This window comes from Pseudoalteromonas holothuriae, assembly GCF_945859825.1.
Classification (GTDB): Bacteria; Pseudomonadota; Gammaproteobacteria; order Enterobacterales; family Alteromonadaceae; genus Pseudoalteromonas; species Pseudoalteromonas holothuriae.
This window is the reverse complement of the sequence record NZ_CAMAPC010000004.1, coordinates 283380-301194: the sequence shown is the minus strand read 5'-3', so window position 1 is coordinate 301194 and position 17815 is coordinate 283380. Positions and strand designations below refer to the sequence as shown.

The window sequence follows — 17815 nt, the reverse complement described above, 5'->3', positions numbered from 1 at the left end:
AAAAGAGCGCTTGATTTTTGTACAGAGTGTTCTAGTCTTTGAGTGCAAGAAAAATTTTTTCCACATTTTGCACTTTAAATAATAATAAATAAGATAGATTTTTTCTTTTTACTATCAGTAGTTTATTTTTTACGGTGATCATTTTAAATAATGTTCGCTGCGATAGAGTGTGTTTATCTACAAAGTTATCCACAAGTTGTTCGGTGTAAGAAGTATTAGCTGCGTTATTATTATCTCTCGTTTTATCTGCGCCCTTATGGCATGCTTATGTCGTTTTTTTAAAGCTCACTTAGGATCCCCTTTATTATGTCTTTGATCCCCGAAAACCCTTTGATTTTGGTCGATGGTTCTTCTTATTTGTTTCGCGCCTATCATTCGCCACCGCACCTGACTAATTCAAAAGGAGAAGCTACAGGTGCAATTTATGGTGTGATCAACATGCTTAAGAGTTTATTAAAGCAGTATCAGCCAAGTCATATGGTCGTTGTCTTTGATGCAAAAGGGCCAACTTTTAGAAATGAAATGTACAGTGAGTACAAAGCTCACCGTCCGCCGATGCCTGATGACTTACGAACTCAAATCAAACCGATCCACGATATTATTGAAGCAATGGGTTTGCCTTTAGTCAGTATTAGTGGTGTTGAGGCTGACGATGTTATTGGTACCTTTGCACGAATTGCGTCTGAGCAAAAACGACATGTTCTGATCAGTACGGGCGATAAAGATATGGCGCAGCTGGTGAATGAGCATGTGACTTTAATTAATACGATGACAAATACCGTTTTAAACCCACAAGGTGTGGTAGATAAGTTTGGTGTTGGCCCTGAACTTATTATTGATTATCTGGCATTGATGGGTGATAAAGTTGATAACATACCCGGCGTACCTGGTGTTGGTGAGAAAACAGCATTAGCGATGTTACAAGGTCTAGGGTCTATTAAATCATTGTACGAGAACCTTGACAAGGTTGCTCCTCTAGGCTTTCGCGGCTCTAAAACTATGGCCAAAAAGTTACAAGAGCACAAAGAGCAGTTAGAGCTATCTTATGAGCTTGCCACCATAAAGCTGGATGTTGAAGTTGAGCAAGACCTAGAGCGGTTTGCCATATCGACTATAGACAAAGATAAATTAATCGAATTATATGCTGAGTGCGAATTTAAACGTTGGCTAAGTGAGCTGTTAGATGGCACTGCATCTAGTAAAAAGCCAGACATTACAGATGTTGAAAGTACTGGTAGTGCGCCAATAGTTGAACAGCCTAAAACTCATTATGAAACTATTTTAACGGTTGAGCAGTTAGAGCAATGGTTAGATAAATTGCAATCTGCACCGTTGATTGCATTTGATACTGAAACCACTAGTTTGGATTATATGCAGGCTGATTTAGTTGGAGTGAGTTTTGCTGTCGCCTCTGGAGAAGCTGCATATTTACCAATTGCCCATGATTATGTTGGGGCTCCTGAGCAGTTACCGAAAGAGTTTGTATTTGAAAAATTAAGCCCTTTGTTAGCAGATGATAACGTTAAAAAAGTAGGGCAAAATTTAAAGTACGATAAGAGTATTCTTGCACGTGCAGGGTTAGAACTCAAAGGCATTGCTTTTGATACCATGCTTGAGTCTTATGTGTTTAATAGTGTGGGTACACGCCATGATATGGACTCTTTAGCGCTTAAGTTCTTAGGTCATAAAAATATTAGTTTTGAAGAAATAGCTGGTAAAGGCAAATCACAGTTAACGTTCAACCAAATAGAACTTGAAAAGGCAGCGCCTTATGCCGCAGAAGATGCTGATATCACGCTACGTTTACATCAGCACCTTTGGCCGTTACTACAACAGCACAATGAGTTGCTGAACGTATTTAACGATATTGAATTACCTTTGTTATCTGTATTATCGGAAATAGAGCGCACAGGGGTTAAAATTGACTCTGCTATGTTAGCGCAACAAAGTATTGAGCTAAGCGAACGTTTAGAGCAAATCGAGAAAGAAGCGTTTGAACTGGCTGGAGAAGAATTTAATTTAAGCTCACCTAAGCAGCTTCAGGCAATTTTGTTTGATAAGCAGGGTTTACCTGTTATTAAAAAAACGCCAAAAGGTGCGCCATCAACTGCAGAAGAAGTTCTGCAAGAGTTAGCACATGATTACCCTTTACCTCAGTTGATAATTGAACATCGGGGTTTGGCAAAGCTGAAGTCAACGTATACTGATAAGTTGCCAAAGCTTGTTAACCCAAACACAGGCCGTGTACACACTTCCTATCACCAGGCTGTGACTGCAACCGGGCGACTTAGCTCAAGTGATCCAAACCTGCAAAATATTCCAATTAGAAATGAAGCTGGGCGTCGCATTCGCCAAGCATTTGTTGCTGATGAAGGTAAGTTAATTTTGGCAGCAGACTATAGCCAGATTGAGCTGCGCATTATGGCACACCTCTCACAAGACGAAGGGTTACTAAGTGCCTTTGCTCAAGGAAAGGATGTACATAGTGCAACTGCGTCTGAAGTTTTTTCTGTGGCACTTGAACAGGTCACATCAGACATGCGCCGTAAAGCTAAAGCAGTTAACTTTGGTTTGATTTATGGCATGAGTGCATTTGGCTTATCTCGTCAGTTAGATATTCCACGTCATGAAGCGCAGCATTATATGGATAAATATTTTGAACGTTTTCCTGGTGTACTTGAGTATATGGAGCGTACCCGAGAAAATGCGGCTGATAAAGGGTATGTAGAGACGCTATTTGGACGCAGGTTACACTTACCAGATATCAATGCGCGTAATGGTGCACGTCGTAAAGCCGCAGAGCGAGCCGCTATTAATGCGCCAATGCAAGGAACGGCCGCTGATATTATTAAAAAAGCGATGTTAACGGTTAATGATTGGCTGCATACCCAATCACAAGATGATATTAAATTATTGATGCAGGTGCATGATGAACTAGTATTTGAAGTTGCCAAAGATAAAGTGGCGCAGTTTAGTGAAAAAATCTGTGACCTAATGAGTGCAGCAGCTTCGCTTGATGTACCGTTATTGGTAGAAGCCGATCATGGTGAAAACTGGGACCAAGCTCACTAATAAGAAATTAATATATTTATTAAAGGGCGTGCAGAGCCCTTTTTTATGGGCTATGAGGAAATGAAATGTAAATAGGGGCAATGAGATGTTTAAAAAACATCAAATTGGCCTAATTTTTGCTTTGTGGTGTTTATTTCTATCTAGGGTTTTGTTAAAGTGCGCGCGTCCTCATCCTGTAGGACATCCTGTTGATGATGTATCTCTCGTAAGAGGATACAACGTATTGATAGCTTCTCCCCAGATTGCTATAACGGCCCGCATTTTTAGTGGGCCGTGTTTTTCTCTCATTCCTATGTTTGTGTAAAAAATGCGTGTTAATATGTGAGTCTCACTATTTCAAAGGATTCTGTCATGCTTAAACCCTTTTTACTTTGCGCTAGTTTACTCTCTTCTTCGGCTTTTGCTGATTGGCAATTGGATAACAGCCAAAGTGACCTAAGTATCACCTCTATCAAACAAAATAGCATTGCTGAAAATCATCACTTTACTCAATTAAATGGCACACTTTCTGATGATGGTCAGCTTAGTTTTTCGATTGATTTAAAAAGTATCGAAACGTTGATCCCTATCCGAAATCAACGTATGCAAGCGCTCTTGTTTAATGTTGCAAATTTTCCGAAGGCAATAGTTAAAGCAGACCTTTCATCGTACTTAAATAAACTAACTAATGGTACTCAAGTCATTAAATCTGTACCGGTTAAATTGTCGCTGCATGGCCATGAGCAAATACTTAAAGTTGACTTGGTTGTTAATAAAAAAAGCCAGCAATTACAAGTAACGCCGTTACGTGTTGTATTGGTTCGCGCGAGTGATTTTAATCTTGTTGCTGGGATTGAGTCACTGAGAAAAGTTGCTGGGTTAGATAGTATAGCTACGACAGTACCTGTGACATTTAGTTTGGTATTTAATGAGCAAGTTAACTGACTCGATAGCTCAGTTAGCCACTGAGCTTGTCACACCACATGCCCCGACTGAAAAATGGACGGGGCAAGCTTGCGGTATGATTGATATGTATATTGATGAGCAAGGGCGTTGGTTTCACCAAGGCGGGCAAATAAAGCGGCTTGGGTTATTGAAGTTATTTGCTAGTGTGCTTAGTTGTGAGCAAAATCGGCATTGGTTGACTACACCGATTGAGCGTTGTGAAATGCGTGTGATAGACGTTGCATTCTTAATTGACAGTTGGTACAGCCAATTTGTAGCAGGTGAAAAGGTTTTAGTTGCGGTCGATAATTTAGGCAGGAATTGGCCCATATACAAACAGTTTCCATTGAAGTTAAGGCGCTTTCACGATGTGGAGTTACCTTATCTGAGTTTAGGAAATGGCTTACAAGCACGTATATCAAGGAATGTTTATTATCAATGGGTAGAAGAGCTTGCTGAGCAAGACGAACAAGGGGTCTATATTTGCTCAGCAGGTATGAAGTTTTATTTAACTTAGCTATAACGCGTCTTGTTACTGGTCAACATTGTCATTTTCAAGTGTGTCTGGTTTAATAAATGGACCTAAATACCAATCATCGAGTTTCCAAGCCAACTCATTTAAACCAATGCCTTTCAATGATGAAAATGCATGTACTGTAATATCTGCATTTAGCTCCGCCAGTGCTTTGCGTACTTGAAGTACTTCTGCTTTGCGCTTACCTTGTTTTAGCTTATCTGCCTTAGTCAACAGTGCCAATATTGGAATTTCACTATCCACAGCCCAATTAATTAAATCCATATCAAGGTCTTTAAGAGGGTGGCGGATATCCATTAATACGACTAGACCTTTAAGGCTTTTTCTTTTTTGTAGATATTCGCCCAGTGAGCGTTGCCATTTCTTTTTCATTTCGATAGGAACTTTGGCAAAACCATAGCCGGGAAGGTCGATTAATCTTTTTTCTTCGTCGAGTTCAAAGGTATTGATTAATTGTGTGCGGCCAGGTGTTTTACTGGTACGAGCTAGTTTTTGATCTGTTAGGGTGTTTAAGGCACTCGATTTACCAGCATTAGAACGACCAGCAAAAGCAACCTCTATACCTTCATCAGTAGGTAATTTAGAAATATCTGGGGCACTGGTGATAAAGCTTGCAGTATGGTATTTAATACGAGATTTGAGCACTGGCTCTCCTAACAATAAGACAAATGGTTAAAACAAGCGTAGTTTATAACACTTCATGGCATTGCAAAAGCAAGCATTGCTTTATCTTAGCGCTTGAAAAATTGATTTTTATGGGTACTAGCACTTAATCTATGTCAAAACCCCATAATTTATAAGCCTAATATGGGCAGAAAACGTGCCAGAAAATTTAATATCGTGTAGAATGTAAAAATTGCAACGTAAAGATACAGATCGTCAACTCAAGTTACGCTAAAAATTTATGATGCAGTGTCTTGAGATAAATATTACAGGGTCGAAACAGAGAATTTACCATGAAAAAAATAGCATTAACTTTAACAGTGTTGCTTGGTACGTTGTCAGCAAGCAACGCAACAGCATTTGATGGCGACGCAGAAGCGGGTAAAGTAAAGTCTGCAACTTGTGCAGCATGTCACGGCCCGGATGGCAACGCACCTGTAACGATATATCCTAAAATTGCAGGTCAGCATGCTGATTACATTTATAAGCAATTAAAAGAGTTTAAACTTGGTATGACTTCAGGTGGTAGTGAAGGTCGTATGGATCCAGTGATGAGTGCGATGGCAATGCCATTATCTGATCAGGATATGAAAGACGTAGCGGCTTACTTCTCTACATTGAACATGAGTGCAGGTACAACTCCTGAAGATGTTGTTGAAGTGGGGCAGAAATTATTTAGAGCTGGAGACGCTGAGCGTGGTATTCCATCTTGTGCAGCATGTCACGGACCTCGTGGCAATGGTACATCATTAGCTCAATTTCCAAAGATTTCGTTTCAGCACCCTGAATATATCAAGTCTCAGCTTGAAAAGTTTCGCGATGGTACACGTGCAAATGACTTAAACGGTATGATGCAGGATATTGCGAAAAAGCTCACAGATAAAGATATTGAAGTACTGTCAAAATATATCGGTGGCTTACACTAAAGTCGGATAGGCAGTTTGTTCAGTAGACTATAAACTCATCACATTGAGCAAAAAGGCAGCGCAAGCTGCCTTTTTTGATCCTAGCGGTTTGTTACGAGATCCCCCTTTATTTTTGTAAGACATTTGCCATAGTAATTTGTAAGACTTTTCTTATTTTTGTTTTTTTTGGAATTGTAAGTAATTGTAATAAGTGTATTTACATTGTTTTCATTAAAGAATTTAAGTGAAAATTACTATTAACCAGTTGTAACTATTTCATTAAGGCGTAGATTAACTGGTGTCGCCAAGACAACATAACAAAATGGACATTTCGCGATGGAAGCGTAGGTGATAAGCTTAGTACTAATTTTGGTACTTACTATTATGGAAATAACAATAAAGTGTCAGGATTGACCGAAAATAATAAAAGCCTCATGGAAGTTTTATAATAAAAACAATATGGAAAGGCTCATGGAAGTTATAATAAAAACAAAATGGATGACAGCATAATAAAAATAATAATGACTTAAAAGTCGAAGGGAGAAGTGTCCAGTTTGAGACGCTCAGATTAGTAGACGGTAGGGAGCAATCTCTACCGTCTTTTTATTTATGCCTACTAGTAGACCTGCTACAATACCCCCTTAACTCATTTTTCTTTAAGTTTATTGTGCAATCGAACTCATCGTGTGGTTTGTGTGCGAGTGAGGACATCACTCCCTACCATCAAGATAAATTTAGACGTTACTGGCAATGCAAGCGATGTGAGCTTGTGTTCGTAGACATCTGTGACCGATTAACTGCACAACAAGAAAAAGCAATATATGACAGTCATGAAAATGATCTAACAGATTTGGGGTATCGTCGTTTTTTATCTCGGGTTAGTGAACCATTATTGGCTCGTCTTGAAAAACGTAGTGCTGGTTTAGATTTTGGTTGTGGCCCGGGTCCTTTATTGGCTCTGATGCTCACAGAAGCTGGGCATCAGGTGGCACTATATGACCTATACTATGCTAATGACCAAAAGGTGTTAGCAGGGCAGTATGATTTTATTACCTGTACAGAAGTAATAGAACATATTGCTCGGCCAGCCATGGTGTTAACGCAACTATTTAGTTTGTTAAAACCTGATGCGCCTTTAGTGTTCATGACCAAGCTTATTATCGACAAAGCGCGATTTAGTACTTGGCATTATAAAAATGATTTAACACACATTGCGTTTTTTAGCCGCAAAACATTTGCCTACGTGGCACAAATTTATGGCAGCGAAGCTGAGTTTATTGGTAACGATGTCATTATCTTAACAAAACCTAAGGTGCCAACTGCACCGAGTGAAGAAGCATTATGACTAGAAAGAAGAAAACCCGTAAAGTTGCCAGTAATGGTACTCCAAGATTAAGCAAAGATAAGTTACGTGAATTAAGAGCAGTAAAAGAGCAGCGCAGCAAGAATTCAAAAGGAGCAAAACCTGGCTCGCGTAATGCGCAAGAAGCAAAAGTGGCTCAAGAGGTGAACGGTAATGAGCAGTCTAAAGACCAGCGAGTTGGTAGCAAAAAGCCTGTACCATTACAGGTGCAATCGCAAGCGCAAAAGCAGCACCAAGAGCCGGTCATGCAGCGTCATTTGAAACCACAAGTTGAACTTAAAAAGGTGCAGCCGCAACTTACGCCTGAGCAAGAGCTCGAGCAGCTTGAAAATGATGAGCGCTTAATGGCTTTACTTGAGCGTCATGAAAGAGGCGAATTGTTAACTGGAAAAGATGCTAAATATTTCAATCGTTCTGTTGCTCGTCATCAAGCGTTGTGTGAGTTATTAGGTCTAGATGATGAATTTGAAGAGCAAGATATAATAGAAGATGATCCACTTGCCAATTTTATGAGTAATGACTTGGCAAATGAATGGTTATCTGAAGAAGACGACGAGGTCAAATAATGTCAGTTTGGTTGGTGGTTGCGATGGTTGTCGGTGCTTTGATTATTGCTGGGTTATCGTTTTATGCAGGTAAGCTTTTATGGCAATTAAAGGAACAGAAGGCGAGACTTGAAAAGCACCAAAGTGAACGAAGTGAAAAGCTCGTACAAGCCCGTCAGAAAAGAAATGCAAAGCTTGCAGATAGTATTAACTTGTTAGCAAGAGCGATGAAAGAAAAGCAATGTGAATACTCAGAAGGGTGCTTACGTGTGTGGGTATTAATCTCGCAATATAGCTTTGCTGAAGAGGTTGAGTTGCAAGCGGCATATCCCGGCGTACATCAAATGTATGAAGTAGTCAAAGATATGCCAACTCACGATGCCCGTAAAAAATATTCAAAAAAAGAAGTGTTTAAAATGGACAGTGAGCGCTGGCGTGCAGAGCAACGCTTAGAGGAAGATATACTTAGCGATTGCGAAAAGTTAGTAAAAGTATTTCAGCCATTACCTGACAGTGCAAATGTGGTTTTTCAATAAGTAATAGCAAAATAAACAATAAAGCGACATTCCGGTCGTTTTATTGTTTATATCTCACCTAATTAATCAATTCACGTACTTGGTGTTTAATGCCAATTGCATTAAACAAATGGTCAGATATTACGACAGATAAATGTGTTAGTAACCAGACCAAAACTTGGTATGCCGTTATTCTGCATAGGTAACTTTTAATGCAGTTAATAAGCTATTTAGCTCGCTAGAACGATCCATGCGTTAATAGTAGATATAACTGAACTTGAGCACAATCAATAGCATTCAATGGTGCTTTTTGTACTCATTGTGTTGCAATTTCCCGCTTGGCATCGACGGTAACCTATGTGACACTGATAGTTGGAATTCTATTAACCAAGTTAGTTAATCAAACGGTGACATGAATGTCGAAAATAAAAGCATGGGAACTTATCTGTTTGTTCAGTGTGTTTTGCTTTTTAAGTGGTTGCTCATCAAAAGAAGAGCAGCTGCAGCAATCTATTACACAAGCAACTCAAAATGCAGAACAAGAACTCAACGAACTAAAAAATGCACTTGCTCTAGGGCAAATTCGTAATGCCAACTTATTAAAAGAGTACAGTAGGGTATTACAAAGTCAGCGCCCGGATTTAGCTCAAATAAGTGCGCTCATCGGGCAAGATGCAACCAGTAAAGGTCCGCTTTTTCAAGGATTAGCTCAACGCCTTGAGGAAATAAAAAGTTTACCGTCTACACCTCCTAACGTACAAACTTTGCAACTTTTAGATGTGTTACGTGATGCGATGAAGCCAAGTTTGTTTGGTGATGCTTTAACAGATCCAATCAATATGCTTGCTGATATGTCAAATGGCACGTTAGCAAGAGTTGGTGCAATTAGCAAAAATGCTGAAGGAGAGGGAGAGGGTAATCAATTAGTTGGAAACCCTAACTATGGTCAATGGCAAACTAATAGCAGTGGTATTAGCTTTTGGCAATGGTACGGCATGTACCGAATATTAGGTGATGTATTTGATGCGGTTGAATATGGTCGCTGGAGTAAGCGTCGTAAATATAGTTATTATAATGATTATGGTCGCTACCGCTATTCAAGCCCAAAACAAATTAAAACACAAACCGCGTTGGAAACGCGTACTCGGCAGTCCTATCAACGTCAGGGTAAACAATTTACTAGTCCATATGCTAAAAAGCGCAGTGGTGCATCAGGTTTAAGTCGAAGTAGTTATACCCCCACTAGCACCCGAAGCAGTTATGCAAAAAGTAGCTCGTATAGTAAGCGCAGTGCAGGCAGTGTGCGAAATAGCAGCAGCCGCACATCCCGTGGTGTGAGTCGTGGCAAATAGTACCTTGTGTAAAGAATAACTGTTGGAGTTTAAAAAATGTATGAATTTAATGGAATAACAATGTGGACTTTGCAAGCTTTGGCCATAGATTTTGTGATTATTATAGCCTTGTTTGTCAGTATGAAGTTTATAAAGGGCTGGGTGTCGAACCTGCACGCTAATGATGAGATCACAAAACGAGATAACTTTGCTTTTGGTATTAGCTTTGCTGGCGGCCTAGTGGCGTTAGCTATTGTATTAACCGGAATTAGTAGTGGTGCATTTGCGCCTACACTGCTGCAAGAAGCATTACAAATGGGGGGATATGGCTTATTAGCAATTGCGCTAATCAAATTTGGCCATTTTTTCCAAGATAAAGTTGCACTTCGAAAAGTGAGCTTACACAACGAGATAGTAAAAGGGAATACAACGGCGTCATTGATAGACTTTGGTCATGTGGTAAGCGTCGCTATTGTGATTCGCTCTGCATTGTTTTGGGTTGCAACTGAAGGCTGGCATGGCCTGCCAATTGTAATAGCCTCTTTTATTATTGCTAATTTAGCGCTATTACTGGTCAGTCAGTATCGCGTGCAATTATTTAAGCGCACTAACCGCAGTGGCGATTGTTTGCAACAGGCTATTTTAGACGACAATTTAGCCGTGGGTATCCGCTATGCTGGATTTTTAGTCGGTAGTGCATTAGCAATAACTGCTGCGTCTGGATTAGCACCCTATGCAGCAGACAATTTAGGCGCTAGCCTAGCGTATTGGGCGTTGAGCGCATTACTGAGCTTAGTGGCATTTACTCTATTGCATTTAATTACAATCAAGATCATTTTATCTGGTTGCGATATTTCGGATGAAGTTAATCGACAGAAAAATGTGGGCGTTGCAACAATATCTGCAGCTACTTCATTTGCGATTGGTATCAGTATGGCGACGCTTTTAGGTGCATAATCTTGTCTGAATCTATAATCCGCCCGAGTCAACGAAGTTTACTTGGGCATGATATTTTATTGATATCAGTCATGGCAGTGCTTGCAGGGTGCGGCCTGATTTATGAATATTTACTGTCTCATTATGCAGGACGCGTGCTGGGCTCTGTAGAAAGTGCTATTTACGCCATGATAGGCACCATGATTGTTGCTATGGGTATTGGTGCATTTTTGGCGCGTTGGTTTAAAGATGCTTTTACTGCGTTTGCATGGTTGGAAAGCATTATTGCACTAGTGGGAATGGGTTGTATTCTCGCAATCGCTAGCATGATTGCAATTAGTTACTCACTGCCTCATATGTTTTCCGCTATTTTTAATCTTCCTCCTGATATTGTCTTAAATGGTTATGTGTTCGAGAAACTACAAAGCGCAGCGCGCTTTTTACCCTATGTATTTGGTTTATTATTAGGCATGCTGATAGGAATGGAAATTCCATTAATTGCACGTATTCGCCAGCATGTGTACGGACGGTTTTTAGAAAATAATGCAGGTACAATTTATGGGGCTGACTATATTGGTGCGGGCATTGGCGCTGCTATTTGGGTGAGTGTGATGCTATCGATGCCAATTATGCAAGCCGCAGCATGGACTGCACTTTTTAACATCGTCGCTGGGCTGGTATTTTTATGGCGTTATCACCAACATGTTCGCTTTGCTCGCTTGCTCGTTTTTTGTCATGTATTACTGTTGGTGTTATTTGCTGTTTTGCTACTTTTCGGTAGCCATTGGATGAAAGACTTAAGCAATGTATTGTATAAAGATAAGGTCATTTACTCACAAGCGACTAAATATCAGCATATTGTGCTAACCGAACGTTTGAGACGTAACCAACCAGAGCCTATTACTGACCTTTATCTAAACGGCCGATTACAGTTTTCCAGTGTTGATGAGCAAATATATCATACCATGCTGGTATACCCCGCGATGTTAGCATCTAACCGCCATGAAAGGGTGTTGATCATAGGTGGTGGCGATGGTTTAGCATTACGAGATGTACTGAAATGGCCCGTTGAGCATGTAACGTTAGTTGACTTAGACGGTCAGCTATTGAGCTTATTTGGGTATCAGAACGAGCGTTATAGCGCACCAGATTCCATCACTGAGCGGCTAAGTAGCCTTAATAATCAAGCATTGGTAGATGCGAGAGTAACCGTTAAGGTAGCAGATGCATTTTTAGAAGTAGAGCAACTACTTGCTGATGAAGATTATTTTGATACTATCATTGTGGACTTACCAGACCCCAATCACCCTGATTTGAATAAAATGTATAGTGATTATTTCTATAATCACTTGCGTCAACTTTTATCTGCCGATGGCGCAATGGTAGTGCAATCAACATCGCCTTATCATGCTAAAAAAGCATTTGTTAGTATTGCTAAAACCATCAAAGCGGCAGGCTTTGATTTTGTTGAACAATATCAACAGAATGTACCTTCATTTGGACAGTGGGGATGGACAATTGCAACTAAAAAAGGTGCCTCTGCTAGCAATAGAATAGCGAGAGTTTCGCAATTGCCAGTGCCCTCTCGCTGGGCTAGTAGAGACTATTTATTAGCCGCTTTTATATTTCCAAATCGATTTTTTGAATTTCATGAAACTATCGAGGTCAATCAGTTAGGTACAGGCACTTTATATGATTATTATCGCCAAGCTTGGCAAACAGAAAATGAATTGTATAAAAATTAGTTTTAAGGTTGACATATTATGTCAACTATGCAAATCTTAACTAAGACATAATATGTCAAACTTAAAAGGCAATAAAATGGAATTAAATGAACTTTCAATAAAACTAGCAACTTTTGAAACAGAAGGGGTAGGCTTCGAGTCTTTCATGATAGCGAACCCGGGTGAGCAAGATGTATTACAAGTAATAGTTGATGGAAATGATGAATTACCTATTTTTGTTACACAAACTCAAGAACAACTGTTATGTATTAGTTACTTGTTTTCAGAAGAGGAAGTTAAAGCTGATCTTAAAGATGAGTTAAATGACACTTTATTACGTTTGAATGTACCAATCCCATTGAGCGCGTTTGCAAAAGTAGATAATCGCTATGCAATATTTGGTGCACTATCGGTCAGCTCTTCGTTTGATGATATTACCCATGAATTAGTGACGCTTGCTGATAATGCAATTGAAGCACTAGAAGCCATCACACCTTATTTAAATGATTAAATAAGTATTTTAGGAGTTAAGATTATGAGTATTTTAAAAAAATTATTCACAGCCGTGCGTGGTGGTGCGCGTGAAGCTGGCGAGGCAATTGTTGATGCCAATGGTATTCGTATTTTTGAGCAAGAAATAGCAGACGCTAAGAATGCTTTGCAAAAAGCCAAGCGTAATCTCACTGAAGTGATGGCTAAAGAGATGCAAACCACGCGTAAGATCAGTGCATTGAACGACTCTATTTCTGAACATGAAGGGTATGCGGGTCAAGCATTGGAGAAAGGTAACGAAGCATTAGCATTGGAAATTGCAGAAAAAATTGGTGATTTTGAGAGGGAAAAAGCGGAACACGAGGAAGTGTTGGGTGGCTTTAGTCAACACATTGTTGCGCTAAAGCAACAAATTAAAGAGGCTGAAAAGTCGATTAAAGAAAACCAGCGTCAGCTAAGTATGGTTAAAACGACCGAGAGTGTGCAACAGGCAACGATGGCAGTAAATAGTACGCTCAATACGAATAGTTCAGCAATGACCTCAGCACGTGCGTCACTAGAGCGTATTAAACAACGCCAGCAGGACCGTCAAGATCAATTAGGTGCAGCCAAAGCATTAGAATCTGAAACAAATGGTGATGGCCTTAAAGCAAAAATGGCTGAAGCGGGCATTGGAGGTACTGATACAAATAGTGCTGACATTTTGGCACGTATCAAAGCTAAAAAAGGTAATTAGTTGATAGTTATCAAAGGGTAATTTTTTACCCTTTTTGTTTTAGGTGAAATATGTTTAATTTCTTTAAAAAAAATAAAGCGCCAACACGCCAACTAAGCGAACCTACCGATCTCGTCGTGGGTGATATGCTCACGCTGATAGACTCATTTGCATATCCACAGTGGTTGAAAGGCGAAACGCTGAGAGTTGTGGCAGTTAACACGTATCAGTATCAGCATAGTGCTGAGTATGAAATGGTGCTCGAAAGCAACTCGGGACAAGTCGTGTTTTTGCAAATAGGGCAAGAAGATGGTGAGCAATGGGCTAATTTTTCGATAAAAATACAACGAGAAGATGTGGATGACATTTTTACATTAGATGAATTTTCACTCATTTTTGATGAAGAGTCGTTAACGCAAATTACTGTTGCGAATATACCTGAGCGTTTTAGTCAATTTCTCGCGACCAGCTATACACAAACACAAGCCCCTTTTATTTGTTATTTTCATGAAAAAGATTATCGAGGACAATCACTGCCGCAGTATGAACAGCCGGGCACTGAGGCATGTGAAATGATTTGTCTTGCATCGAATGATGGGAATCATAGTTTAAATATTGAAATATGGGACGGTGGTGAAACGGATGTTTCATTGACACTGACGAGACCGTTATCAGATATTGTGGAACTGTTTCCTGGGAGTGACTAAGTGAGCGATGCAAAAGCGAAATGGCAGCGCCAAGAGCACGCAGTCAGAGCGACGCAAATGGCGTTTGATCTCAGTAGTGAAGTGCAAAAGTCAATTAAGAAACAGGCGATAGATCAAGAGTTGACGCCATCAGATATGATCCGAAAAATTCTGGGCTTGGAGGTTAAATCAAAAAAAACCCGGCAACGTCTGTCGTTCAATTTAAGCGATGAGGAAATTGTACTGCTCGCGGCGCGTTTTGATGTACCCGCTAATGATAAGCGTGCAGTTAAACAACAAGTGGCAGATTTACTCATTGCTCAAGCAATAGAAAAATAACCATAGGCTGAAATTTTTGCCTAGTTACAGGGTCCCATTTATCTATAGCTATATTTGATCATTTATTTAATGCATTGGTATAAGTCTTAATTCCATGAGATCCATATACTCTTAACATGAGAATGATTCCTACTTACTAAATATTCATGAAAATATACTTGTTTGCATTGTGCTATTCATAGTATTTATAGTCATTATTTAAAGCTGTTTCAGTTGTAAGATTTTCATCTATACTCAAAGGCTTTATAATTAGTCACCGGAATTTATTGGTATCTGTTGTGTAGGCAATTACATAGGCAGGCCAATTCACGTCACCAAGAGGGCAAAATTGTGCTTCAAGATTATCGTAAACATGTAGAAGAGCGCGCAGAGCAAGGTATTGTACCTAAGCCGTTAGACGCACAACAAACTGCAGATCTGATCGAATTAGTAAAGTCGCCTGTAGCAGGTGAAGAAGAGTTTATTCTAGACCTTTTAGTTAACCGTGTACCACCAGGCGTGGATGATGCGGCTTATATTAAAGCGGGTTTTTTAGCGGCTGTAGCAAAAGGCGAGACTGAGTCTCCATTAGTAAGCAAAGAGTATGCAGCTGAGCTGCTAGGCACTATGCTAGGTGGTTATAATATCGCACCTATGGTTGACTTACTGGATGATGCGGCATTGGCACCTATCGTAGTAAAAGGTTTATCAAACACATTATTAATGTTTGATGCATTTTATGACGTTGAAGAAAAAGCCAAAGCAGGCAATGAGTTTGCAAAGCAAATTATTGAATCATGGGCTAATGCTCAGTGGTTCTTGAACAAGCCAGCAGTAGCTGAAAAAATCTCTGTTACTGTGTTTAAAGTAACGGGCGAAACTAACACCGATGACTTGTCACCTGCACCTGATGCATGGTCTCGTCCAGATATTCCACTACACGCATTAGCAATGTTGAAAAATTCGCGTGATGGCATTAACCCAGAAAAAGACGGTGAAGTTGGTCCAATTTCACAACTTGAAGAACTAAAAACCAAAGGTTTGCCACTTGCGTATGTAGGTGATGTTGTTGGTACGGGTTCTTCACGTAAATCAGCGACTAACTCTGTACTTTGGTTTATGGGTGATGATATTCCATTCGTACCAAATAAACGTGTTGGTGGTGTGTGTTTAGGTAACAAAATTGCACCTATCTTTTTCAACACAATGGAAGATTCAGGGGCATTACCAATAGAGCTTAATGTTGATGAATTCAACATGGGCGACCAAATTGACATTTATCCATATGAAGGTGTTGTTAAGCGTCACGGAACGGATGAGGTTATCTCAACTTTCGCACTTAAATCAGATGTTATTTTAGATGAAGTGCGTGCTGGTGGCCGTATTCCATTAATAATTGGTCGTGGTTTAACTGACAAAGCACGCACATCGTTGGGTTTAGGTGCTACTGATGTATTTAAAGTTCCAGCGGTGACTGAAGCATCTGATAAGGGCTTTACCCTTGCACAGAAAATGGTTGGTAAAGCTTGTAATGTTGCTGGTATTCGCCCAGGTCAATACTGTGAACCGAAGATGACAACTGTTGGCTCTCAAGATACGACAGGTCCTATGACACGTGATGAACTCAAAGACCTTGCATGTTTAGGCTTCTCTGCTGATTTAACGATGCAATCATTCTGTCACACGTCAGCTTATCCTAAGCCAATTGATGTAAACACGCACCACACGCTGCCGGATTTCATCATGAACCGTGGCGGTGTGTCACTTCGTCCAGGTGATGGTGTAATTCACTCGTGGCTAAACCGTATGTTATTACCTGATACTGTTGGTACGGGTGGTGATTCTCATACGCGTTTCCCATTAGGTATTTCATTCCCTGCAGGCTCGGGTGCGGTTGCATTTGCAGCGGCAACCGGTGTAATGCCACTAGATATGCCTGAATCAATTTTGGTTCGCTTTAAAGGTGAAATGCAGCCGGGTATCACATTACGTGACCTAGTACATGCTATTCCTTATTATGGCATCAAAGAAGGCCTATTAACGGTTGAGAAAAAAGGCAAAATCAATGAATTCTCTGGCCGTGTACTAGAAATTGAAGGGGTTGAGCACTTAACTGTTGAACAAGCATTTGAGTTATCTGATGCATCAGCAGAGCGCTCTGCTGCAGGTTGTACTGTGAAGCTTTCTAAAGAGTCTATCTCTGAGTATCTAGAATCAAACATCGTGATGCTTAAGTGGATGATCTCTGAAGGTTACGGTGATGTGCGTACGATTGAACGCCGTATCACTGCGATGCAAGAGTGGCTAGCAAACCCTGAGCTGATGGAAGCGGATGCGGATGCTGAGTATAAGCACATCATTGAAATCGACTTAGCAGAAATTAAAGAGCCAATTCTTTGTGCTCCAAATGACCCAGACGATGCGCGTCTTCTTTCTGATGTTACGGGCGAGAAAATTGATGAAGTATTTATCGGTTCTTGTATGACAAACATTGGTCACTTCCGTGCTGCTGGTAAACTACTGGATGGTTTTTCTGGTCGTATTCCAACTCAGCTATGGGTTGCACCACCAACGAAGATGGACAAAGACCAGCTTACTGATGAAGGTTACTACGGTATCTTTGGTCGCGTTGGTGCGCGTATTGAAACACCAGGGTGTTCATTATGTATGGGTAACCAAGCACGTGTTGCTGACAAAGCGACCGTTGTGTCTACCTCAACACGTAACTTCCCTAACCGTTTAGGTACAGGTGCAAATGTATTCTTAGCATCTGCTGAGCTTGCTGCAGTAGCGGCAATTTTAGGTAAACTACCAACAGCAGCTGAGTATCATGAATATGCAGCGAAGATCAATGCAACGGCAGCAGATACCTACCGTTACTTGAACTTCCATAAAATGCCTCAGTACACGAAAAAGGCTGATGGTGTGATCATCCAGCAAGCAGTTTAGTACCGCTCTTACTGAGAAAAGCCGGTGTTTACACCGGCTTTTTTGTGCTGATTGAGTGGTTAAATTTTACTCTTCACAAATTGAATAAAATAGCTGTAATTGTGTTTTTGGTTGGTTTGTTAATTCAATAATGTAGCTAATT

General features: G+C 40.2%; 16 protein-coding genes. 15 read left to right on the top strand and 1 reads right to left on the bottom strand.

Going from position 1 to position 17815, the window contains the following annotated elements; all coding sequences use genetic code 11:
• Nucleotides 1–306 precede the first annotated feature (306 nt).
• The 3 genes from polA (at nucleotide 307) to OCI93_RS07780 (ending at nucleotide 4513) form a co-directional block, all read left to right on the top strand.
• On the top strand, nucleotides 307–3072 hold the full coding sequence (gene polA / locus OCI93_RS07790) for a DNA polymerase I (RefSeq protein ID WP_261626154.1): 2766 nt from the start codon (nucleotides 307–309) through the stop codon (nucleotides 3070–3072).
• Nucleotides 3073–3423: 351 nt separating this feature from the next.
• Nucleotides 3424–3996: a YceI family protein gene (locus OCI93_RS07785; RefSeq protein ID WP_261594093.1), complete on the top strand. Its 573-nt coding sequence runs from the start codon at nucleotides 3424–3426 to the stop codon at nucleotides 3994–3996.
• On the top strand, nucleotides 3980–4513 hold the full coding sequence (locus OCI93_RS07780) for a DUF1285 domain-containing protein (RefSeq protein WP_261594092.1): 534 nt from the start codon (nucleotides 3980–3982) through the stop codon (nucleotides 4511–4513). Before OCI93_RS07785 ends, OCI93_RS07780 begins: the two co-directional genes overlap by 17 nt.
• A 15-nt stretch (nucleotides 4514–4528) precedes the next feature.
• Here the strand turns inward: OCI93_RS07780 and yihA are convergent, their stop codons facing one another.
• Nucleotides 4529–5176: a ribosome biogenesis GTP-binding protein YihA/YsxC gene (yihA, locus tag OCI93_RS07775; protein WP_261594091.1), complete on the bottom strand. Its 648-nt coding sequence runs from the start codon at nucleotides 5174–5176 to the stop codon at nucleotides 4529–4531.
• A 311-nt stretch (nucleotides 5177–5487) separates the two neighbouring features.
• Between yihA and OCI93_RS07770 the strand changes: the two genes are divergently transcribed.
• From OCI93_RS07770 to acnB, 12 genes are all read left to right on the top strand, one after another.
• Complete coding sequence (locus tag OCI93_RS07770) at nucleotides 5488–6120, top strand: c-type cytochrome (protein WP_261594090.1); 633 nt, start codon at nucleotides 5488–5490, stop codon at nucleotides 6118–6120.
• A 646-nt stretch (nucleotides 6121–6766) separates the two neighbouring features.
• Nucleotides 6767–7444, top strand: a complete 678-nt coding sequence (locus OCI93_RS07765) for a class I SAM-dependent methyltransferase (RefSeq protein WP_261594089.1) — start codon at nucleotides 6767–6769, stop codon at nucleotides 7442–7444.
• Nucleotides 7441–8028: a Der GTPase-activating protein YihI gene (gene yihI / locus OCI93_RS07760; protein WP_261594088.1), complete on the top strand. Its 588-nt coding sequence runs from the start codon at nucleotides 7441–7443 to the stop codon at nucleotides 8026–8028. The genes OCI93_RS07765 and yihI overlap by 4 nt, the downstream gene beginning before the upstream one ends.
• The gene (locus OCI93_RS07755; protein ID WP_261594087.1) at nucleotides 8028–8543 is read left to right on the top strand and encodes a DUF2489 domain-containing protein; all 516 of its coding nucleotides are present in this window, start codon (nucleotides 8028–8030) and stop codon (nucleotides 8541–8543) included. The genes yihI and OCI93_RS07755 overlap by 1 nt, the downstream gene beginning before the upstream one ends.
• A gap of 395 nt (nucleotides 8544–8938) precedes the next feature.
• Complete coding sequence (locus OCI93_RS07750) at nucleotides 8939–9874, top strand: CHAD domain-containing protein (protein ID WP_261594086.1); 936 nt, start codon at nucleotides 8939–8941, stop codon at nucleotides 9872–9874.
• A gap of 36 nt (nucleotides 9875–9910) precedes the next feature.
• Nucleotides 9911–10810: a DUF350 domain-containing protein gene (locus OCI93_RS07745; protein WP_261594085.1), complete on the top strand. Its 900-nt coding sequence runs from the start codon at nucleotides 9911–9913 to the stop codon at nucleotides 10808–10810.
• 2 nt (nucleotides 10811–10812) lie between these two features.
• A complete protein-coding gene (locus OCI93_RS07740; RefSeq protein ID WP_261626153.1) occupies nucleotides 10813–12534 on the top strand; it encodes a polyamine aminopropyltransferase in 1722 nt (573 codons plus the stop codon).
• 76 nt (nucleotides 12535–12610) lie between these two features.
• Nucleotides 12611–13024, top strand: a complete 414-nt coding sequence (locus OCI93_RS07735; RefSeq protein ID WP_261594083.1) for a YjfI family protein — start codon at nucleotides 12611–12613, stop codon at nucleotides 13022–13024.
• 24 nt (nucleotides 13025–13048) lie between these two features.
• Nucleotides 13049–13741 (top strand): PspA/IM30 family protein, encoded by a 693-nt coding sequence (locus OCI93_RS07730; RefSeq protein ID WP_261594082.1) that lies wholly within the window; start codon nucleotides 13049–13051, stop codon nucleotides 13739–13741.
• Between the two features lie 50 nt (nucleotides 13742–13791).
• Entirely contained in the window at nucleotides 13792–14427 is a 636-nt protein-coding gene (locus tag OCI93_RS07725) for a hypothetical protein (protein ID WP_261626152.1), read from the top strand.
• The gene (locus OCI93_RS07720) at nucleotides 14428–14745 is read left to right on the top strand and encodes a hypothetical protein (RefSeq protein WP_261594080.1); all 318 of its coding nucleotides are present in this window, start codon (nucleotides 14428–14430) and stop codon (nucleotides 14743–14745) included.
• A 330-nt stretch (nucleotides 14746–15075) separates the two neighbouring features.
• A complete protein-coding gene (gene acnB / locus OCI93_RS07715) occupies nucleotides 15076–17673 on the top strand; it encodes a bifunctional aconitate hydratase 2/2-methylisocitrate dehydratase (protein WP_261594079.1) in 2598 nt (865 codons plus the stop codon).
• The last annotated feature ends 142 nt before the right edge of the window (nucleotides 17674–17815 follow it).